Origin of the sequence: Crossiella sp. CA198, from assembly GCF_052078295.1 — a bacterium.
GTDB lineage: Bacteria > Actinomycetota > Actinomycetes > Mycobacteriales > Pseudonocardiaceae > Crossiella.
The window spans coordinates 107,524-127,594 of sequence record NZ_JBQJIM010000001.1 but is presented as its reverse complement, the minus strand read 5'-3'; the positions used below and the strand labels follow the sequence as shown (position 1 = coordinate 127,594).

General features: G+C 71.2%; 20 protein-coding genes and 1 pseudogene. 15 read left to right on the top strand and 6 right to left on the bottom strand.

What is annotated here, in order from left to right:
• Positions 1 to 21: 21 nt before the first annotated feature.
• Together ACTOWY_RS00630 and ACTOWY_RS00625 are read right to left on the bottom strand one after the other, a co-directional pair.
• Positions 22 to 906, bottom strand: coding sequence for an alkaline phosphatase D family protein (locus ACTOWY_RS00630; protein WP_441307618.1), 885 nt, complete (start codon positions 904 to 906; stop codon positions 22 to 24).
• Positions 907 to 1,211: 305 nt separating this feature from the next.
• Positions 1,212 to 1,808 carry a uridine kinase family protein gene (locus tag ACTOWY_RS00625; RefSeq protein ID WP_441307617.1) on the bottom strand — a complete coding sequence of 199 codons (597 nt, stop codon included), beginning with the start codon at positions 1,806 to 1,808 and terminating at the stop codon, positions 1,212 to 1,214.
• Between the two features lie 92 nt (positions 1,809 to 1,900).
• On the opposite strand from ACTOWY_RS00625, the gene ACTOWY_RS00620 reads away from it, so the two are divergent.
• From ACTOWY_RS00620 to ACTOWY_RS00590, 7 genes are all read left to right on the top strand, one after another.
• On the top strand, positions 1,901 to 3,259 hold the full coding sequence (locus ACTOWY_RS00620) for a replication-associated recombination protein A (protein WP_441307616.1): 1,359 nt from the start codon (positions 1,901 to 1,903) through the stop codon (positions 3,257 to 3,259).
• Positions 3,260 to 3,477: 218 nt separating this feature from the next.
• Complete coding sequence (locus tag ACTOWY_RS00615; protein ID WP_441307615.1) at positions 3,478 to 3,891, top strand: DUF948 domain-containing protein; 414 nt, start codon at positions 3,478 to 3,480, stop codon at positions 3,889 to 3,891.
• Complete coding sequence (locus ACTOWY_RS00610) at positions 3,888 to 4,382, top strand: hypothetical protein (protein WP_441307614.1); 495 nt, start codon at positions 3,888 to 3,890, stop codon at positions 4,380 to 4,382. The genes ACTOWY_RS00615 and ACTOWY_RS00610 overlap by 4 nt, the downstream gene beginning before the upstream one ends.
• Positions 4,383 to 4,464: 82 nt before the next feature.
• Positions 4,465 to 7,146: an alanine--tRNA ligase gene (gene alaS, locus ACTOWY_RS00605; RefSeq protein WP_441307613.1), complete on the top strand. Its 2,682-nt coding sequence runs from the start codon at positions 4,465 to 4,467 to the stop codon at positions 7,144 to 7,146.
• Between the two features lie 85 nt (positions 7,147 to 7,231).
• The gene (ruvX, locus tag ACTOWY_RS00600) at positions 7,232 to 7,744 is read left to right on the top strand and encodes a Holliday junction resolvase RuvX (protein ID WP_441307612.1); all 513 of its coding nucleotides are present in this window, start codon (positions 7,232 to 7,234) and stop codon (positions 7,742 to 7,744) included.
• Positions 7,741 to 8,931, top strand: coding sequence for an endolytic transglycosylase MltG (gene mltG, locus ACTOWY_RS00595; RefSeq protein ID WP_441307611.1), 1,191 nt, complete (start codon positions 7,741 to 7,743; stop codon positions 8,929 to 8,931). The genes ruvX and mltG overlap by 4 nt, the downstream gene beginning before the upstream one ends.
• Positions 8,918 to 9,835, top strand: a complete 918-nt coding sequence (locus ACTOWY_RS00590) for a shikimate dehydrogenase (protein WP_441307610.1) — start codon at positions 8,918 to 8,920, stop codon at positions 9,833 to 9,835. Before mltG ends, ACTOWY_RS00590 begins: the two co-directional genes overlap by 14 nt.
• A 40-nt stretch (positions 9,836 to 9,875) precedes the next feature.
• Here ACTOWY_RS00590 and ACTOWY_RS00585 read toward each other — a convergent pair whose 3' ends face one another.
• The 4 genes from ACTOWY_RS00585 to ACTOWY_RS00570 form a co-directional block, all read right to left on the bottom strand.
• Positions 9,876 to 10,664 (bottom strand): SGNH/GDSL hydrolase family protein, encoded by a 789-nt coding sequence (locus ACTOWY_RS00585; RefSeq protein ID WP_441307609.1) that lies wholly within the window; start codon positions 10,662 to 10,664, stop codon positions 9,876 to 9,878.
• Between the two features lie 160 nt (positions 10,665 to 10,824).
• Positions 10,825 to 11,103: an HPr family phosphocarrier protein gene (locus ACTOWY_RS00580; protein WP_441307608.1), complete on the bottom strand. Its 279-nt coding sequence runs from the start codon at positions 11,101 to 11,103 to the stop codon at positions 10,825 to 10,827.
• Between the two features lie 27 nt (positions 11,104 to 11,130).
• Entirely contained in the window at positions 11,131 to 12,405 is a 1,275-nt protein-coding gene (locus ACTOWY_RS00575) for a PTS transporter subunit EIIC (protein WP_441307607.1), read from the bottom strand.
• A gap of 13 nt (positions 12,406 to 12,418) precedes the next feature.
• Positions 12,419 to 13,222 carry a GntR family transcriptional regulator gene (locus ACTOWY_RS00570; protein WP_247757474.1) on the bottom strand — a complete coding sequence of 268 codons (804 nt, stop codon included), beginning with the start codon at positions 13,220 to 13,222 and terminating at the stop codon, positions 12,419 to 12,421.
• Between ACTOWY_RS00570 and ACTOWY_RS00565 the strand changes: the two genes are divergently transcribed.
• The 8 genes and pseudogenes from ACTOWY_RS00565 (at position 13,103) to ACTOWY_RS00530 (ending at position 20,046) form a co-directional block, all read left to right on the top strand.
• Positions 13,103 to 13,663: a glucose PTS transporter subunit EIIB gene (locus ACTOWY_RS00565; protein WP_308301013.1), complete on the top strand. Its 561-nt coding sequence runs from the start codon at positions 13,103 to 13,105 to the stop codon at positions 13,661 to 13,663. The genes ACTOWY_RS00570 and ACTOWY_RS00565 overlap by 120 nt on opposite strands.
• The gene (locus tag ACTOWY_RS00560) at positions 13,660 to 14,112 is read left to right on the top strand and encodes a PTS sugar transporter subunit IIA (protein WP_441307606.1); all 453 of its coding nucleotides are present in this window, start codon (positions 13,660 to 13,662) and stop codon (positions 14,110 to 14,112) included. Before ACTOWY_RS00565 ends, ACTOWY_RS00560 begins: the two co-directional genes overlap by 4 nt.
• Positions 14,113 to 15,366: 1,254 nt before the next feature.
• The gene (locus ACTOWY_RS00555; protein WP_441307605.1) at positions 15,367 to 16,035 is read left to right on the top strand and encodes a prepilin peptidase; all 669 of its coding nucleotides are present in this window, start codon (positions 15,367 to 15,369) and stop codon (positions 16,033 to 16,035) included.
• Between the two features lie 25 nt (positions 16,036 to 16,060).
• Entirely contained in the window at positions 16,061 to 17,248 is a 1,188-nt protein-coding gene (gene aroC, locus ACTOWY_RS00550; protein WP_441307604.1) for a chorismate synthase, read from the top strand.
• Positions 17,245 to 17,760, top strand: a pseudogene (locus tag ACTOWY_RS00545) (shikimate kinase); the annotation flags it as partial. The gene aroC and the pseudogene ACTOWY_RS00545, both read left to right, overlap by 4 nt.
• Positions 17,761 to 17,972: 212 nt before the next feature.
• Complete coding sequence (gene aroB / locus ACTOWY_RS00540; protein WP_441307603.1) at positions 17,973 to 19,079, top strand: 3-dehydroquinate synthase; 1,107 nt, start codon at positions 17,973 to 17,975, stop codon at positions 19,077 to 19,079.
• Positions 19,076 to 19,504, top strand: a complete 429-nt coding sequence (aroQ, locus tag ACTOWY_RS00535; RefSeq protein WP_441307602.1) for a type II 3-dehydroquinate dehydratase — start codon at positions 19,076 to 19,078, stop codon at positions 19,502 to 19,504. The genes aroB and aroQ overlap by 4 nt, the downstream gene beginning before the upstream one ends.
• On the top strand, positions 19,501 to 20,046 hold the full coding sequence (locus ACTOWY_RS00530; protein WP_441307601.1) for a GNAT family N-acetyltransferase: 546 nt from the start codon (positions 19,501 to 19,503) through the stop codon (positions 20,044 to 20,046). Before aroQ ends, ACTOWY_RS00530 begins: the two co-directional genes overlap by 4 nt.
• The last annotated feature ends 25 nt before the right edge of the window (positions 20,047 to 20,071 follow it).

The window sequence follows — 20,071 nt, the reverse complement described above, 5'->3', positions numbered from 1 at the left end:
CAGCGTCACAGGCGTTCTGCGTCAGGCGGCGAGCAAGGAGCAGGCCGCCGTTGACAGACGACGGCTCGTCTGGGCGATGCCAGCAGCATTTTTGCACGTCAAAGGCACCGCAGGGCCTCTTGCTCCGGTTCCTTCCTGAGCTTGACGGCCGTTGTGTGACGACGTAACTTCGCGGTCATCCCAGGTGGTGATCCATGGACAGGCCGCGTGCAGCCGCTGCAAGTGCGGATCGGTCTTGTATTGCGCGTGCCGCTGCCGATAGTCAGCGAGACTGAGTATTTCGCGCGGCGGCATATGCGGCCGGACGTAGGTGCCGACCGGGAAACCACCCGGCTCGTACTCGTAGAGGTAGTCGCCCAGGTGCAGCACCGCGTCCAGGTCACCGCGCTCGGCGAGGTAGCGGTAGGCGGCGAAGTACCCGGCCTGCCAGTTCGAGCAGGACACCACCCCGAACCGCAGCCGGGACACCGCGGCGTCGGTGGCCGGGGCGGTGCGGGTGCGGCCGATGGGGGAACGGACGCCGCCGACGGTGAACCGGTAGTGGTAGCCGGTGGCCGGGGACAGGCCGCCGACATCGACCTTGACCGTGTGATCGCGGGCCGGGCCGGTGCTGGTGACCCCGGTGGCGGCCAGCACGCCGAACCCGGCGTCCACGGCCACCTCCCAGCGCACCTCGACCTCCGGGCCGACACCGGAACCCGGCGTCGACTCGGACGTGGGTGTGACCCGGGTCCACAGCAGCACGCCGGTGGGCAACGGATCACCGGAGGCCACCCCGTGCCCGAAAACCGGGACGTCAGCGGCAGCGGCCAGACTCGTGGCGGGCAGAGCAGTCGCGGCGGCCACACCCAGGGCCGCGGCTCCGGTGGCGCGCAGCACGGCCCGCCGGTCCAGAGGATGATTCATGTTCAGCACTCTGGCGTGACCGGGCCGGGTCGAGAAGGCGGCCGTTCAGGTGTTCATCCGCCGGTAAGGAGCCGGTCGAATTACGGTGTCGCACCCGGTCAGCCAGCCGCTAGCCACCGACCGCGGACCGAAGCCGGGCCGACCGCCGACCGAAGCTCGGCCGACCGTCAGCCGAGGCCGAACCCGCCGCCGAACGACGCTCGGCCAGCCGCCAGCCGCCAGCCGCCAGCCGCCAGCCGCCAGCCGCCAGCCGCCAGCCGCCAGCCGCGGCCCGGCCCTCGGCTGCCCGAAGCTCCGCCGGCGCCTCAGCTCACCCGCGCCAGCGGTTCGGCCGGAGCCGCCGCGAGCGCCGTGAGCTGCTCGACAGCCCGCCCGGGAGTGAGCGCGCGCAGTCCGGCCGAGGTCCCCCTGGCCACCACCCCGGGCTGCTCCCGCAGCAACCGCAACCCCCGCCGCACCAGCGTCGGCCACGGCTTGCGCGCCTCGGCCACATCCCGGGCGAACCGGCGTACGAAGGTCACCAGGCGGTTCGGCGCGAGCACGATCCCGTCCGCCAGCACCCCCGCCGCCCGGCAGCCCGCCACCAGGCGCTCCGCGAACAGGCCCTCGGCCAGGAAGTACGGGCCGTCCGCCCGGATCTCGTGCGTGCCCACCCGCCGGTCCTCGGTCATGGCGTACACCGGCGCTTGCACCACCCCGGTGCCGGCCAGCTCGACGATCGCGTTCAGCGCGGCCTGGGTGTTCCAGGAATCCGGGTGGTCCCAGTCCGCGCGACCCGACTCGTCCACCGGCATCGCCGGGTCGTCACCGTCGCGGTAGAAGTCGTCGAGGTTGAGCACCGGCCAGCCGAGTTCGGCGGCCAGGTGGGACTTGCCCGATCCGGAAGGACCCGCGAGCAACACGACACGGAGCGCAGCGGCAGGTGATGGCACGGGTACTGATCCTCGCACACCGCGGACCGGAACTGTCAGCCTCGCCGGGTAGCGTCCCGCACGTGGACGACGGTCTGTACGAAAGTGGTCTGTTCGCGGCCGAAGCCCAGGAGAAGGCGCAGCAACACCTGACGGCCAACGCGCCCCTGGCGGTGCGCATGCGCCCGCGTTCCCTGGACGAGGTGGTCGGCCAGCAACACCTCCTCGGCCCCGGCGCCCCGCTGCGCCGCCTGGTCGAAGGCGCGGCACCCGCCTCGGTGCTGCTCTACGGACCGCCCGGCACCGGCAAGACCACCCTGGCCACCCTGGTCTCGCTGGCCACCGGCCGCCGGTTCGTGGCGCTGTCCGCGCTCAACGCCGGGGTCAAGGAGGTCCGCGAGGTCATCGGCGAGGCCAAACGCAGGCTCGGCCGCACCGCCGAGTCCACCGTGCTGTTCATCGACGAGGTGCACCGCTTCTCCCGCACCCAGCAGGACGCCCTGCTCGGCGCGGTCGAGGACCGCACCGTGCTGCTGGTCGCCGCCACCACCGAGAACCCGTTCTTCTCCGTCGTCTCCCCACTGCTGTCCCGCTCCCTGGTGCTGCAACTAAAATCGCTCACCGATGAGGACATCCGCACCGTCGTCCGCCGCGCCGTCACCGAGGACCGCGGCCTCGGCGGCACGCTGACCCTGGCCGCCGACGCCGAGGACCACCTGGTCCGCCTCGCCGCAGGCGACGCCCGCCGCTCGCTGACCGCCCTGGAAGCCGCCGCCGACGCCGCGGCCAGCACCGGCGCCACCGAGATCAGCCTGGCCACCGTCGAGGCCACCGTGGACAAGGCCGCCGTCCGCTACGACCGCCAGGGCGACCAGCACTACGACGTCACCAGCGCCTTCATCAAGTCCATCCGCGGCTCCGACGTCGACGCCGCCCTGCACTACCTGGCCCGCATGATCGAAGCCGGCGAGGACCCCCGGTTCATCGCCCGCCGCCTGGTCGTGCACGCCAGCGAGGACATCGGCATGGCCGACCCCACCGCGTTGCAGGTCGCGGTCGCCGCCAGCCAGGCCGTGCAACTCATCGGCATGCCCGAAGGCCGCCTCGCCCTGGCCCAGGCCACCATCCACCTGGCCACCGCACCCAAGTCCGGCGCGGTCAACTTCGCCATCAGCGCCGCCCAGGCCGACGTCCGCAAGGGCGCCACCGGCCCCGTCCCGCCACACCTGCGCGACGGCCACTACGCGGGCGCGGCCAAGCTCGGCAACGCCCAGGGCTACCGGTACCCACACGACGTCGCCGAGGGCGTGCTCACCCAGCAGTACCCGCCCGACGACCTCATCGGCGTCGACTACTACGAACCCGTCGACCGCGGCGCCGAACGCGTCCTGGCCGACCGGGTGCCCAAGCTGCGCCGCATGATCCGGGGCGAACAGCCCTGACCTCCCGGCCACGCCCGCCAACCCGCACCGGGCTGCGCGTGGCGACGGCCGCCGAGCCACCCCAGCAGTAACCGGCGTGAGGTCCACGACACCGGCGCGGTAGCCTGTCCCCGATCATCCACAGCGCCTGCGACACGCCTGAAGACCTGCGTGACCGCGCGTGGGCCTCCTCGTCGTGGTGCTGTGGACCACCGACTTCGACAACGCATGGAGGGCTCGTGTCACCAGGGCAGATTGCCGCGTTGGTCGCGGCTGGCGCCTTCGTGCTGCTGGTGCTGCTGCTCGCGATCCCGCTGCTGAAGCTGGGCCGCACGCTGGACGAGGCCACCATCGCCATCCGCAAGGCGCACGAGAACACCGATCCGTTGTTCACCGGCGCCAACACCACCCTCAACCACGTCAACACCCAGCTGGAGCGGGTGGACGGGATCACCGCGAACGCCCGCGCCGTCAGCGGCAACGTCTCCGCGCTGACCTCCCTGTTCACCGCCACGCTGGGTGGACCGCTGGTCAAGGCCGCCGCGTTCTCCTACGGCGTGAGCAAGGCGCTGCGCGCCCGGCGCAAGCGCACCGCCGCCATGGAGCCCACCGGACGGCACTCCCGGCGCACCCGCAGGAGTGGTAAGCGATGAGGCGGCTGTTCTGGCTCGGCCTCGGGGTCGCCGCCGGAGTGGCGATCGCCCGCAAGGCCACCGCCACCACCAAGCAGCTCACCCCGGCCGGCATCGCGGAGAACCTCGGCGACGCCGTGCGCGAGCTGGCCGGCGCCGTCGGCTCCTTCGGGGCTGACGTCCGCGCGGGCATGACCGAACGCGAGGACGAACTGGCCGACGTGGTCGCCCGCGCCCAGGAACCCCTCGGTTCCCGCTCGCGCAGGCGCAACCGCCCGGCCCGCGAGTCCAGCGGCCATGGCACCAGCGCCCGGGGCTCCGGCGGCCGGGACACCGGCGCGCGCGACTCCGGCGGCCACGGCGCCGGCGGCCGGGATTCCAGTGCCCGCGCCCAGGACAGCCGCGACACCGGCGCCCACCGCGCCGACGACGCCGGCTGGCTGACCGGTCTGGACGAGTCGCCACGGAGCGGATCGGAGGGGAGCCGGCGAGCGCGCTGGGCGGAGGGCTGAGCCCACGCCCCTGCCCTTCGCCGCCCCCGCCGACCACCCGTCAACCCCGCGCCCCGGCGCGCAGCCACACCTAGGACATCTCGTGCAGACCCATGACATCCGCCAGCGGTTCCTCGATCACTTCCAACGCAACGGCCACCGCGTCGTGCCCAGCGCCTCGCTGATCCTGGACGACCCGAACCTGCTGTTCGTCAACGCCGGCATGGTGCCGTTCAAGCCGTTCTTCCTCGGCGAGGCCCCGCCGCCGTCCCCGACCGCCACCAGCGTGCAGAAGTGCGTGCGCACCCTGGACATCGACGAGGTCGGCAAGACCACCCGGCACAACACCTTCTTCCAGATGGCCGGGAACTTCTCCTTCGGCGACTACTTCAAGGACGGCGCCATCCAGCTCGCCTGGGAGCTGGTCACCACACCGGCCTCCGAAGGCGGCTACGGCCTGGACGAGTCGGTGCTGTGGACCACCGTCTACGAGGACGACGACGAGGCCTACGACCTGTGGCGCAACAAGATCGGCGTGCCCAAGTCCCGGATCATCCGCCTCGGCAAGGGCCCCAACTTCTGGTCCATGGGCGTGCCCGGCCCCTGTGGCCCGTGCTCGGAGATCCTCATCGACCGCGGCCCGCGGTACGGGCCGGAGTTCGTCGACCAGGGTGACGGCGCCGAGCCCGACGGCGACCGCTACATGGAGTTCTGGAACCTCGTGTTCATGCAGAACCTCCGCGGTGAGGGCACCGGCAAGACCGACTTCCCGATCCTCGGCGACCTGCCGGCCAAGAGCATCGACACCGGCATGGGCATCGAGCGGGTGGCCATGCTGCTCCAGGGCGTGCCCAACGTCTACGAGACCGACCTGATCCGCCCGGTCATCGCCAAGGCCGAGGAACTCTCCGGCCGCCGCTACGGCGCCGACCAGGTCGACGACGTGCGTTTCCGGGTCATCGCCGACCACGCCCGCAGCGGCGTGATGCTCGTCGGCGACGGCGTCACCCCCGGCAACGAGGCCCGCGGCTACGTGCTGCGCCGCCTGCTCCGCCGCATCGTGCGCTCCATCCGCCTGCTCGGCGTGCAGGAGCCGGTGCTCGGCGAGTTCACCCAGGTCGTCGCCGACGCCATGGCCCCCTCCTACCCGGAGCTGAAGGCCGACTTCGACCGCATCGACGCCGTCATGCGCGCCGAGGAGGACGCTTTCCTGGCCACCCTCTCCAGCGGCTCGAAGATCTTCGACACCGCCGCCCAGGAAACCCGCTCCGGTGGCAGCACCCAGCTGCCCGGCGACCGGGCCTTCCAGCTGCACGACACCTTCGGCTTCCCCATCGACCTCACCCTGGAGATGGCCGCCGAGCAGGGCCTCACCGTCGACGAGGAGGGTTTCCGGACCCTCATGGCCGAACAGCGCAACCGCGCCAAGGCCGACGCCGCCGCCCGCAAGACCGGACACGGCGACCTCACCGTGTACCGCTCGGTGCTGGAGCAGCACGGACCCACCGAGTTCCTCGGCTACACCGACCTGCGGAGCCAGGCCCGCGTCGTCGGCCTGCTCGTCGGCGGCCAGCCGGTCGCCAAGGCCGGTGCGGGCACCGAGGTCGAACTCGTCCTGGACCGCACCCCGTTCTACGCCGAGGGCGGCGGCCAGATCGCCGACACCGGCCGCCTGCTCGGCGCCGGCGCCGAACTCGCCGTCTCCGACGTGCAGCGCAGCGTGCCCGGCCTGTTCGTGCACCGCGCCACCGTGGTCTCCGGCGAGATCGGCCTGGACGACGTCCTGGAGGCCGAGGTCGACGTGGCCCGGCGCAACGCCATCCAGCGCTCGCACTCGGCCACCCACCTGGTGCACGCCGCCGTCCGCGGCGCCTACGGCAAGCGTGCCGCCCAGGCCGGTTCGCTCAACTCGCCCGGCCGGATGCGCTTCGACTTCACCACCCCCGGCCCGGTCTCGGCCTCGGTGCTGGCCGAGGTCGAGGAGGAGGTGAACGCCTACCTGCAGGAGGACGTGGAGGTGAAATCGTTCACCACCACCATGGACAGGGCCCTCGAACTCGGCGCCATGGCCCTGTTCGGCGAGAAGTACGGCGACTCGGTGCGCGTGGTCGACATGGGCGAGTACTCCCGTGAGCTGTGCGGTGGCACGCACGTGCGCAACATCGCCCAGCTCGGCGTGGTCAAGCTCGTGGGCGATGCCTCCATCGGCTCCGGCGTGCACCGCGTCGAAGCCCTGGTCGGCATGGACGCCGTGCGCCACATCAACAAGGAACACCTGCTGGTCACCCAGCTCGCCGACCAGTTCAAGGTGCCCGCCGCCGAACTGCCCGAACGGATCTCCGGCGTGCTGGCCAAGCTCAAGGCCGCCGAGAAGACCATCGAGCAGCTCCGCGTCGGCGAGGTGCTCCGCTCCGCGGGCGCCATCGCCGACCGGGCCATCCAGCTCGGCGAACTGTCCGTGATCGCCGAACAGATCCCCGACGGCGTGCCGGCCGGGGACCTGCGCGCCCTGGCCACCGAGGTCCGCAACCGCCTGGGCAACCGCCCCGGCGTGGTCGCCCTGTTCTCGGTCGACCCGGACGCCGCCAAGGTCGCCTTCGTGCTGGCCACCACCTCCGCCGCCCGTGACCTCGGCCACGCCGCAGGCAAGCTCGTGCCGAGCTTCGCCGGCGAACTGGGCGCCCGCGGCGGCGGCAAGCCCGACATGGCCCAGGGCGGCGGCGACAACCCCGGTGGGGTGCCCGCCGCCATCGCCGCCCTGCACCGCAGCCTGGGCGGATCGTGACCAGGCCACTGCCGGCCGGGCTACTGCCAGCCGGGCCGCCGCCAGCCGGGCCGCCGATCCCGCCCACCGGCGAGACGGACGGCACGTGACCGGCGCTGACCAGCCCGCACGTCAGCCTGACCGCCCCGGCGCCCACGACGTGGGCCCGGGGCGGCGGCTCGCCGTGGACGTCGGCTCGGTCCGGGTCGGCATCGCCCTGAGCGATCCCGCCCCCATGCTCGCCACCCCGCTGGTTACCCTGTCGCGTGACGAGAAGACCGGCCGGGACCTGGACCAGCTGGTCGCCCTCGTCAGCGAACACGAGGTGGTCGAGGTGATCGTGGGCCTGCCCAGGACCCTGGCCGGCCGGCACGGCGACGCGGCGCAGACCGCCACCGCCTACGCCGACCGGCTCGCCGAGCGCATCGCGCCGGTGCCGGTCCGGCTGACCGACGAACGCCTGACCACCGTCAGTGCCGCGCGGATGCTCAGTCAGCGCGGCGTCAAGGGCAAGCGGCAACGTGCCGTCATCGATCAGGCGGCCGCCGTGGAGATCCTGCAGTCCTGGCTGGACGCCAGGGCCAACGCGGTAGCCGCACGCGGCGAGGAGAATCGGTGAGCAGCGACGATCTCGGGTTGTTCGACGAGGGGCAGCACTCCTCCGAGGAGCGCACGGCCCGTGACAAGAAGGCCAAGCGCACCAAGTTGCTGATCGGTGCCGGCGTGGCCGCCGTGGTCATCGGCGTCGGCGTGTGGATGGGCGCCCTGGAGCTGATCGGCCTCGGCTCCTACGACGACTACGAGGGCTCCGGCGAGTCCGACGTGGTCGTGCAGATCGAGGCCGGCACCATCTCCAAGACCGGCAAGACCCTCGCCGACGCCGGCGTGGTCGCCAGCGCCCGCGCCTACACCGAGGCCGCCGAGGCCAACTCCAAGCTCGGTGGCGTCCAGCCCGGCTACTACCTCCTCAAGACCAAGATGTCCGGCGCCACCGCGGGCGCCCGGCTGCTGGAGAAGGAAGCCCGCGTCGGCGACTTCGAGGTCAAGGGCGGCTACCAGCTCTACGACACCAAGCAGCCCGACAACAAGGTCAACCCGGGCATCCTGTCCCGCATCGCCGAGGCCAGCTGCGCCAAGGTCAACGGCAAGGACACCTGCGTCACCGCCGACGCCATCCGCCAAGTGATGGAGAAGGCCGACCCCGCCACCATCGGCGTGCCCGACTGGGCCATCGGTGGCGTGACCAAGGCCGATCCCAAGCACCGGTTGGAAGGCCTGATCGTGCCGGGCCGCTACGACGTCAAGCCAGGCGCCTCACCCGAGGAGCTGCTCAAGTCGGTGCTGAGCACCTCGGCCACCCGGCTCCAGGCCGTGGGCATGCCCAAGATCGCCAGAGACACCGGCTTCAGTGATTACGACGTGCTCGTCATCGCCTCCCTGATCGAACGCGAGGGCATCACCAAGGACTTCGCCAAGGTGTCCCGGGTGCTGTACAACCGCCTGGCCAAGGACATGAAGCTGGAGCTGGACTCCACCATCAACTACGCCCTGGACCGCCCGCTGGTGCGCACCAGCAAGGAGGACCGGGACCGCGCAGGCGCGTACAACACCTACGCCAACACCAACCTGCCGCCCACTCCCATCGCCTCACCCGGCACCGAGGCCATCCTGGCCGCGACCAAGCCCGAGGCGGGGAACTGGATCTTCTTCGTCAAGTGCTACAAGGACGGCACCTCCTGTTTCGCCGAAACCAACGCCCAGCACAACCAGAACCGCACTGAGGCCATCGCCCGTGGCGCCTACTGACCCACACCGGCCTGACCTACACCGGGCTGACCCACACCGGGCAGGGGCGCCGCGTCGAGCGGCGATCCTGGGTGCTCCAGTGGCCCACTCGCTCTCGCCCGTCCTGCACAACGCGGCCTTCACCGCGCTCGGCCTGACCGGCTGGTACTACGAGCGAATCGAGTGCGACGAGCAACGCCTGCCCGCCCTGCTCGCCGAAGCCACCCAGGCGGATCCACCCTGGGCAGGCTTCTCGGTGACCATGCCCGGCAAACGCCTCGCCCTGGACCTCGCCACCGAGGCCACCGAACGAGCCCGCCTGGTCGGCGCGGCCAACACGCTGACCCCATTGCCGGAGCAGGGCTGGCGAGCCGACTGCACTGACGTCGACGGTGTCGCCGGCGCCCTGCGCGCCGCCGGCGGCATCACCCGCCTCAGCCACGGCCACGCCACCATCCTCGGCGCCGGCGGCACCGCCCTGGCGGCGATCGTCGCCCTGGCCGAACTGGGCCTGACCGAACTGACCCTGGCGGTCCGCGACCCGGCCCGCGCGACCGACGCCGTGGACTGCGCCGCCCGGGTGGGCCTGAAAACCGAGACGATCCTCCTCTCCGAGGCGAACCTCGCCCACCTCGCCGCGAACACCCAGGTCCTGGTGAGCACCGTGCCCCCGGCCGCCACCGAGCCGCACGCCACCGCCCTGGCCGCCGCACCCTGCGTGCTGGACGTGATCTACCACCCGTTCCCGACACCCTTGGCCACCGCGGTCCTGGCCCGCGGCAACCGCCTGGCCACCGGCCTGGACATGTTGCTGCACCAGGCTTTCGGCCAAAGCGAGCAGTTCACCGGCCAACCGGCTCCCCGCGAAGCCATGCGCACGGCCCTGCGCGCCGCCACGGACAACCTGCTGGAACTCCCGCTGTAGCACGGGTGGGGGCGCAAGTCAGGCGGCCCGCGCCCGCCGCTCAGGTACCGGCTAAGCCGCTCTCCAGCACCGCGGGCGTGTACCCCTGGGCGTACCCCAGTTTGGTGGCGTGGAAGGAATCCGTGGTGGGGGAGACCAGGGGGTTGACCCAGCTGGGCGAGCCGCAGATGCCGTGTCCGGCGAACCGGCCCCGCACATCCACATACCGCGCCCCGGCGGCCTTGGCCCTGGCCGCGGTGGTGTCCGCGAGCAGGTCGGCGCCCGCGTTGAGCGCCGCGCGTTTGGCCGCGCTCAGCCCGCCGGAGCAGGACTTCGCCTCGAACAGCCGTGGGTAGCCGAGCACGAGCAGCCGGGCGTTCGGGGCCTTGGCCCGGATCGCGGCGTAGGCGCGGTCCAGCCGGGCGGGCAGTTCGTCCCGGACGAACGCGGCGGCCCGCTCCGCCCGGCGCCTGCACCCCGAGTCTCCACTGAGGACACACGTGGTCATGACGTCGGTGAAGTCGAGATCGTTGCCGCCCACGGTGATCGTCACCAGCGCGGTACGTTCGCCGAGCGCGCCCAGCTGCTGGTTCAGCACGTCCACAGTGGACGCGCCGGAGCAGGCAGGGAAGTGGAAAGCACTGGGGGTTAAGACTTTCGCCACCAGCTGTGGATAGGCATGGCGACTTCGTCTGCACGCGCCGCTGCCGCGTTCGTAACCGCCGGCGCCGACTCCGGAGGCGTAGGAGTCGCCCAGTGCCACGTAGTCGCCACCGGCGGCCGCGGACGCGGGCAGCTGGCCGAACAGCAGGGCGGTGAGGGCGAGCAGACAGGGGAGCAGGGAACGCATGGGGACTCCAGTGATGGCGAGGGAACGTGCCATTCCGGAGTACCACCCGGCTCGTCCCGCTCGCGAGCCGCCAGGGTCTGCTTGACCCCTTCGTGTACAACGACCAGCCCTGTGGACAACCGGGCGAGGCTTGTCCACAGGGCTGGTCAGAGGAGCGTGATCAGGCCGGTTTCTCCTGGTCAAGGTCGGTGTCGATGAGTGCGGCCACTGCTGCCAGGGCCGCCTCGGCGCCCTCGCCCTCGGCGGCGAGCACCACCTCGTCACCGTGCATGGCGCCCAGGGTCATCAACCCCAGCACGCTGGCCGCGGCCACCGGCTCGCCACCCTCCTTGCGGATGGTGACCGCCACCGGCTGCTCCGCCGCGGTCCTGGCCAGCACGGCCGCGGGCCGCGCGTGCAGACCGACCCGGCTGGCCACCGTGACCCGCAGTTCCGGCATGTCCTTCTCCTCCTTGGTAGTGCCCGCTCAGGCCTTCTTGGCCCGAGCGCTCTTGTCCTCTTCGGCGTCGGCGGCCGCACTCGGGTCGATCGCCGTGTTGTCGTCCTCGCGACCGGGGGTCGCCAGGTTCCACTTCGTGATCACGAACCTGAACAGGAAGTAGTAGACCACCGCGAAGACCAGGCCGATCGCGGCGAGCCCCAACGGGTTCTTGGCCAGACCGAGGTTGAGGAAGAAGTCGATCGCGCCCGCCGAGAACGAGAACCCGTGATGGATGTCCAGCGCGTTCACCAGTGCCAGGGACACACCGGTCAGCAACGCGTGGATGAGGTAGAGCGGCCACGCGACGAACATGAACGCGAACTCCAGCGGCTCGGTGACGCCGGTGAGGAACGCGGTCAGCGCGGCGGAGAGCATGATGCCGCCGACCAGCTTGCGGTGCGCGGGCCTGGCGGTGTGCCAGATGGCCAGCGCCGCCGCGGGCAGGGCGAACATCATGATCGGGAAGAAGCCGGTGAGGAAGGTGCCCGCGCTCGGGTCGCCAGCCAGGAACCGGTTGTAGTCACCGTGCACGACCTTGCCGGTGGCGTCGGTGAAGTCGCCGAAGACCTGCCACACCGTGGTGTTGACGATGTGGTGCAGACCCAGCGGCAGCAGCAGCCGGTTCAGCACACCGAAGGCGCCGCCGCCGATGATCACGTTGGCGGTGATCTGCTGGCCGAGCCAGGTCAGGCCGTCGTTGAAGTACGGGTAGATCAGCGCCAGCGGCACCGCGAGGACCGCGATGACCACCGACAGCAGGATCGGCACGAACCGGCGACCGCCGAAGAAGGCCAGGTACGGCGGCAGCTTGATGCGGTGGTACTTCTGCCACAGCAACGCCGCGATCACGCCGACCAGGATGCCGCCGAGCACCTTGTAGTCGACCAGCGCTTGTTTCGCGCCCTCCGCGGCCTTGCCCAGCACCACGGGGGAGAGGGCCTTGAACACGCCCTGCATCACCAGGTAGCCGACCACCGCGGCCAGCGCGGTGGAGCCGTCGGACTTGCGGGCGAATCCGATGGCCACACCGACGGCGAACAGCAACGGCAGCCCGTCCAGGATGGCGCCACCGGCGGCCGCGATGACCGCGGCGGCATCCTTGAACCAGGAGAACGAGCCGAGTAGATCGTCGCTGCCGAGGCGAGCGAGCAGACCGGCCGCGGGTAGCACCGCGATCGGCAGCATCAGGCTGCGGCCCAGCTTCTGCAGTGTCGCCAGGCCCTTCACTTCGCGACCGCCGGTCGCTGGAGTGGCGCTCATGACCGCTCCTCGCTCATCGGGTACCTCCCGGGTCGGGGTGGGAGCCGGAACCGGGCAGGTTCCGGTCGAGCTGCATGGTCACCTGGTAGAGATCGCCCCGGTACCACGAGGTCATGTCCTCCACCGGCCGCCCACCACAGGTGGAGACGCGGCGGAAGACCAGCACCGGACTGCCGGGCCGGACACCCAGCAGCCGTGCGGTGGCGGGATCGGCGCCGTCGGCCAGGACCGTTTGCCGGCCGTGGTCCAACTGCACCCGATAGGTGTCGGCGAGCAGGCCGTACAGCGAGCGGGAGAGGTTCTGCTGGAGGAGCCCTGGCACCTCGCGCGGGTTGTACCAGCCGCGTTCGACGGCCATCGGCGTGCCGTTGGCCAGACGCAGCCGGAACAGCCAGTACGCGGGCTCGTGCGGACGCAGTCCCAGCGCCGCCGCGGTGTTCTCCGGGGGGACCACCTCGGCGAAGTCGAGTACCTCCGTCGCCGGTTCCATGCCCCGGCGCCGCATGTCCTCGGTGAAGGAGGCCAGGTGCAGCTGTGCCTCCACCCGCGGACGCGCGGTGAACGTGCCCTTGCCGCGGACCCGGCTGAGCAGGCCCTCGGTGACGAGCTGGCCGACCGCTTCGCGCACGGTCAGCCGGGAGACCCCGTAGTGCGTGGCGAGATCCCGTTCCGAGGGCACCGGGGAGCCGGGGGGCAGGTGCTCCTCGGCGAGTCGGCGCAGGATCTCGCGCAGTTGCGCGTGCTTGGGGGTCGGTCCCTCCACCAGGCGTGCCGCCGGTCCGAGGAACGGGTCCTCGATGTTGCTGCTGCCGGCCACGCACACCTCCTTGTCGCTGTCCGGTCCTTCTCGTGGACCACCGTCTCGCCCCGCCGCCCGCGGATTGGTACGGTCCGGTCTAAACCAGTTAGTGCGGGAGGATGCTCCGCGACCGCGACGGGTGTCAACGGCCGTTATGGCTTCGTGTCGCCCTGGTGGCAGCATCCGCACACCGCGGATCGAACGGCACAGTTGGAGGAGGTCACGGTGGCGGACAAGGCGGCGGCGATTCTCGCCGGGCTCGGCGGAGCGGACAACATCGAGGAGATCGAGGCGTGTATCACCCGCTTGCGGTGTGAGGTGCTCGACGGCGGGAAGGTCGACCAGGCGGCGCTCAAGGCCGCGGGCGCGCACGGGGTGATGCAGCAGGGGACCGTGGTGCAGGTCGTGGTGGGTCCGGAAGCGGACAACCTGTACGACGACATCCAGGACCTGATGTGAGCCTGACGATCCTGTCCCCGGTGACCGGCACGGTCGTGCCCATGAGCGAGGTGCCGGACCCGGTCTTCGCCCAGGCCATGGTCGGCCCCGGTCTCGCGATCGACCCGGCCCGCGAGGCGGGCGAGGCGGTCGCCCCGGTCGACGGCACGGTGGTGACCCTGCACCCGCACGCCTACGTGGTGGCCACCGACAACGGCATCGCGGTCCTGGTCCACCTGGGCATCGACACGGTGAAACTCAAGGGCGAGGGCTTCACCCAGCATGTGGTCAAGGGCGAGAAGGTCCGCGCGGGCCAGCCCATGATCACCTGGAACCCGGCCGACATCGAAACCACCGGCTACTCCCCGGTCTGCCCGGTAGTCGCCCTGGACGCCCCGGCGGACAAGCTGTCCGACCTGCGCGAGCCCGGCCCGGTCACCGCAGGCGACCCGTTGTTCAGCTGGAACTGAAACGCGAGGGCCGCTCTCGGTCTTTCCTGATCTGAGAGCGGCCATTCGAATGACTCGGCGCTCTTGCGCGTGCTGGCAATTCTTTGACGTTTGACGTCACTTTGTCGGCTTTCTGCCGTTGACTCCTGTCGTTAAGGCGCGCCAGCCGGGTCTCGAATGCCCGATATTTCACTCTTGTCTGGGGCTGGTTCGGTCCGATGAAAACAGCATCGTCCTTCGGCTCGGTCCCCATATCCCGGAACTCAAGCCCAGTTCTCCTGCCCTGCCGCCTGCGCTTCAACTCCGCGGTGGCCGCGGCTTGACTTCGCTGCCCCGGGCCCTGTCACACGAGTCGTCCGCAAGTGACCGAACTCGGAACCCGGTCCTGGTCGCTCTTTTCCGGATCGCACAACGCCGGTACCCAGTTCCCCTCAATGCCTGCCCGGTTAGCCTCCGCGCGCTCCTTCCTTGGAAGCCGTCCACGTCACGGCTTGCCCGCCACTGCTTTTTCTCGTCCCACCACTGTCTTCCTGCGCCACGACTTTCCCACCCGGCCGTTGCCCCGAGCCCGCCGTCATCTCCGCTCGCCCCGCCCGCCGGTCCTGCCTGCCCCACCTGCTTGCCCGCTCGCGCACCTGCCTCGCCCACCTGCTGCTCGCACCCTGCCGCCGGTTCCCGCCACTACGCGCCTGTCGCCACAGGGTTCCGTCGCGGCTCCCGACCAAGACCCCAGCCGCCTTCCGCCGCCACATCCCCACGACCATCCCCAACCATCACTCCCCAAGCACAGCCCGCCGCCCTGACGCTTGCGACCCGCTGCCAGCCCCCTGTCTGTCCCCAGTCGCAGCCCATCGCCGCCCTGTCGCTCGCAACCTGCCGTCGACCCCTGCCTGCCGCCCACCCAGCCAGCTGCCCTGCCACCAACCCCGCCCTGCCTCAGCTCTCTGGCTCCCAACCCGCTCCCGGCCCAACCCCCTCCTGCTCTCAGCCCCAGCCCCTCCCGCGCCCAACCCCAGCAGCTCCCGCCAAACCCCAGAAAACCCTCGCCCGCGCCTGCCCTCCCATATTCGCCCGCGCGCGAGGGGGACCCCCCATTTCCAATCTATCCAACACCCCCGGGAATCCTGCAAATCGTCAATCCACAGGCTCCAGTTATCCACAACCCGCAGCTCAGTTCGCTAACAGCGAAATCAACCAACGCCTTCCCCGAATACCCACCTTCGTGTGACGGATTCTGGTCAAGGCATCCGCATCGAATATGGCAGCATCAATGCCATGCCCCACCTCCCCGCATTCCTCGCCCTCACTCTCGGCGCCCTCGTCGGCACCTTCGCCGGAACATCCGCCCGCGCCCTGCTCCGCAGACTCCCCCGCGGAACGGCCCTCCCGCCGCCCTGGCTCGTCCCCACCACCGCCGTGCTGACCGCGATCCCCGCCGGGCTCGCCGGCGCCGGCCTGCTGAGCTGGGCCTGGCTGCCGGTTCCGGTCATGCTCGCGTGGCTGGCCGTTCCGCTGGCGGCTGTCGATCTCCGCCACCGACGGCTGCCCGACCTGTTCACGCTCTCCGCGGTGCCGGTGTTCGCGGTCCTGATCACGCTGGCCGCCGTGGTCGGACCGGATGGTGGGATGGCGGTGCGGGCGGGACTCGGCGCAGCCTTGTTCTTCCTCACACACCTCGCGGTGCACCTGATCAGCCCAGGCTCGCTCGGGGCCGGTGACGTGAAACTGTCCGCCAGTGTGGGTGGGCTGGCTGCCGCGGTGTCCTGGCCTGCGCTGATCGTTGTCACCGTGCTGGCGGGAGTGGTGACCGTGATCGCCGATCTTGTGCGGCGGCTACGCGTGCGGGCGCCGCCCGTGCACCGCGGGGTGCCGCACGGGCCGGGGCTGCTGGCCGCGACCTGGCTGGTCACGGTTCTGGCGGGGCAGGGCGGAGTCCTGGGCTAGTGGGCTGACATGGCAGGATCGTGTCGTGTTGCGCTGGATCACTGCTGGGGAATCACACGGACCGGCCCTGGTCGCCGTGTTGGAAGGTCTGCCCGCCGGAGTGGAGGTCACCACGGGGGAGTTGGCCACCCAGCTCGCCCGGCGGAGACTCGGCCACGGCCGTGGGGCCCGGATGAAATTCGAGGCCGACGAGGTCGAGTTCCTCGGCGGTGTCCGCCACGGACGCAGCCAGGGCGGGCCGGTCGCGGTCCGTATCGGCAACTCGGAGTGGCCACGCTGGGACAAGGTCATGGCCGCCGATCCGGTTGATCCGGAGGAGCTGGCCAACCTGGGGCGCAACGCACCTCTGACCCGGCCCCGGCCCGGCCACGCGGATCTGCCCGGCATGCTCAAGTACGGCTTCGACGACGCGCGGCCGGTGCTGGAACGCGCCAGCGCCCGGGAGACCGCGGCGCGCACCGCGCTCGGCACCGTGGCCAAGGCGTTCCTGAAGCAGGCGCTCGGCGTTGACGTGCTCAGCCACGTCATCTCCATCGGCACCGTCGCCGCACCCGCCGGGGTGCTGCCCACGCCCGCCGACCTGGAAGCAGTCGACGCCAGTCCGGTGCGGGCCTTCGACGCGGCGGCCGGCGAAGCCATGGTCGCCGAGGTCGACGAGGCGAAGAAGGACGGCGACACCCTGGGCGGTGTGGTCGAGGTGCTGGCCTATGGGCTGCCGCCGGGTCTCGGCTCGCACGTGCACTGGGACCGACGGCTGGACTCGCGGCTGGCCGGTGCGCTGATGGGCATCCAGGCCATCAAGGGCGTCGAGGTCGGCGACGGCTTCGAGACCGCCCGGCGGCGAGGCAGCCAGGCGCACGACGAGATCGAACCGGGCAGTGGACCGTCCGGAGTGAACCGCAGGTCGAACCGAGCAGGCGGACTGGAAGGAGGCATCACCAACGGCGAGATCCTTCGCGTGCGCGCCGCGATGAAGCCGATTTCCACCGTCCCCCGCGCCCTGGCCACGGTGGACACCGCGACCGGCGAACCCGCGGTGGCCATCAGTCAGCGTTCCGACGTGTGCGCGGTCCCGGCGGCCGGTGTGGTCGCCGAGGCCATGGTCGCCCTGGTGCTGGCCGACGCGGTGCTGGAGAAGTTCGGCGGCGATTCCGTCGAGGAGACCCGGCGCAACGTCGAGTCCTACCTCAAGGCCCTGGAGAACCGCCGGTGAGCCCACGAGCGGTGGTCGTCGGACCGCCCGGATCAGGCAAGAGCACGGTCGGCGAGCTGCTGGCCCAACGGCTCGGGCTCGGCTTCCAGGACACCGACGCCCTGGTGGAGAAGGCCGCGGGCAAGGCGGTCTCGGAGATCTTCACCACCGACGGCGAACCGGTGTTCCGGCGGCTGGAGGAGCAGGCCATCGCGGCCGCGCTCACCGAGCACGACGGGGTGCTGTCCCTGGGCGGCGGCGCGGTGTTGTCCGAGCGCACCCGGGCACTGCTGGCCGAGCAGACCGTGGTGTTCCTCAACGTCGGCATGGCCGAAGGCGTGCGGCGCACCGGGTTGTCCACGGCGCGGCCGTTGCTGGCGGGGGTCAACCCGAGGGCCACGTTCAAGGCGTTGCTGGACGCGCGGCTTCCGCTGTACCGGGAGGTCGCCACGGTGGAGGTGGCCACCGACGCGCTGACCCCGGACGAGGTCGTCACCGCGGCGCTCGGCGGCCTGGCCACGACCACGGCCGCACCGGCCGCGGGCGACTCGGTTGCGGGCGACCCGGCAACGGGCGGACTGATGGCAGGCGGCTCGGTTGCAGGCGAACCGGCAGCCGGTGGTCCGGCAGCGGATGGCCCGGCGGCCAGTGGCGAGGCAGCCAGTGGCTCGAAATCGGGCGGCGCGGCGGCAGACGACACGGGAGCAGGCAGCGTGGCGCAGGCGCGGATTGAGGAAGGGACACGATGACCGAGCCGGTGCGGATCCGGGTGGACAGTGGCGCGCCCTATGACGTGATCGTCGGGCGAGGGTTGCTGGGCGAGCTGGTGGAGACGTTGCGTGGGGTGGGCAAGGCGGCCATCGTGCACCAGCCGACGCTCGCCGAGACCGCCGAGATCGTGCGCGCGGAACTGGCCGCGGCCGGGGTCGACGCGCATCGCGTCGAGGTTCCCGACGCCGAGGACGGCAAGGCGCTGGGTGTGGCCGCCTTCTGCTGGGAGGTGCTGGGCAAGATCGGGCTGGACCGGACCGGGGTCGTCATCGGCCTCGGGGGCGGGGCCGTGACCGACCTGGCCGGGTTCGTCGCGGGCACCTGGATGCGTGGGGTGCGGGTCGTGCACGTGCCGACCACGCTGCTCGGCATGGTCGACGCGGCGGTCGGCGGCAAGGCCGGGATCAACACCGACGCGGGCAAGAACCTGGTCGGGGTGTTCCACGAGCCCACCGCGGTGCTGGTCGACCTGGCCACCCTGGACGGGTTGCCGCGCAACGAACTGGTCGCCGGGATGGCCGAGGTCGTCAAGGGCGGGTTCATCGCCGATCCGGTGATCCTCGATCTGATCGAGGCCGATCCGCAGGTCGCGCTCGACCCGGCAGGCGAGGTGCTGGCCGAGCTGGTGCGGCGCAAGATCCAGGTCAAGGCGGATGTGGTCTCGGCCGACCTCAAGGAGTCCTCCTTGCGGGAGGTGCTCAACTACGGGCACACCCTGGCGCACGCCATCGAGCGGCGGGAACGCTACCGGTGGCGGCACGGGGCCGCGGTCAGCGTCGGACTGGTGTTCGCCGCCGAACTGGCGCGGGCCGCCGGGCGGCTGGACGATGCCACCGTGGACCGGCATCGCAGCGTGCTCCAGTCCCTCGGCCTGCCGGTGAGCTACGACGCCGACGCCTTCCCCCAGCTCATGGAGGGCATGCGCGGGGACAAGAAGAACCGGGCCGGGCTGCTGCGGTTCGTGGTGCTCGACGGGCTGGCCAAACCGGGCAGGCTCGAAGGACCCGACCCGAGCCTGCTCGCCGCGGCCTACTCGGCGATCGCCAAGGACGACACCGCCGCCGGGGGAGTGCTGCTGTGAACGTGCTCGTCCTCAACGGCCCCAACCTCGGCAGGCTCGGCACCCGCGAACCCGCCGTGTACGGCAGCACCACCCACGACGACCTCATCGCGCTCTGCCTGCGCACCGGCGCGGAACTGGGCATCGAGGTCGAGGTGCGGCAGACCGACCACGAAGGCCAGATGCTGGAGTGGCTGCACGAGGCCGCCGACGCGCGGACACCCGTGGTGCTCAACGCCGGGGCCTGGACGCACTACTCGATCGCGGTGCGGGACGCCTGTGCCGCGCTCACCGCGCCAGTGGTCGAGGTGCACATCTCCAACGTGCACAAGCGCGAGCAGTTCCGGCACCACAGCTACCTCTCCGAACTGGCCGCCGGGGTGATCGTCGGACTGGGCGTGGACGGCTACGCGCTGGCGTTGCGATGGTTGGCCGGCAAGGCATGAGCCTGCCGGTCCTGCGCACCGACCGCCTTGTGCTCCGGCCGCTCACCGTCGGTGATGAGGAACGCCTGGTCACCGCGTTCGCCGGGGAAGGACTGGACGGGTCGCCCTACACCTCGGTCGACCTGGCCGACCCGGAGGCGTTGCGGGCGCTGCTGACCATGAACCTGGTCGAGCAGCGCACCGATGGGCTGGGGCACTGCGTGTTCGAGGTCGACGGGGTGGCCGCCGGATTCGGGCACCTGTCCGCCTTCCGGCAGTTCCCGCCGCCGTTCCTGTCCATGGGCTGGGCGATCGGCGGCGGCTACCGTGGCAAGGGACTGGCCACCGAGGCGGTGCAGGCACTGCTCCAGCACGCGCACGACACGGTGGGGGCGCCCGCGGTGTGGGCGCTGATCCACCCGGACAACCTGCCCAGCAAGCGGGTGGCCGAGCGGGCCGGGTTCGTCAACGTCGGCTGGCAGGAGAAGCTCGGCCAGTCGGTGGAGGTGCACGTGTCGCTGCGGGCCAGCCGCGCCCAGCCCCGCCGGCTGGTGCGGAGCTGAAAGACGGCGTTGTCGTTGTGCGCGG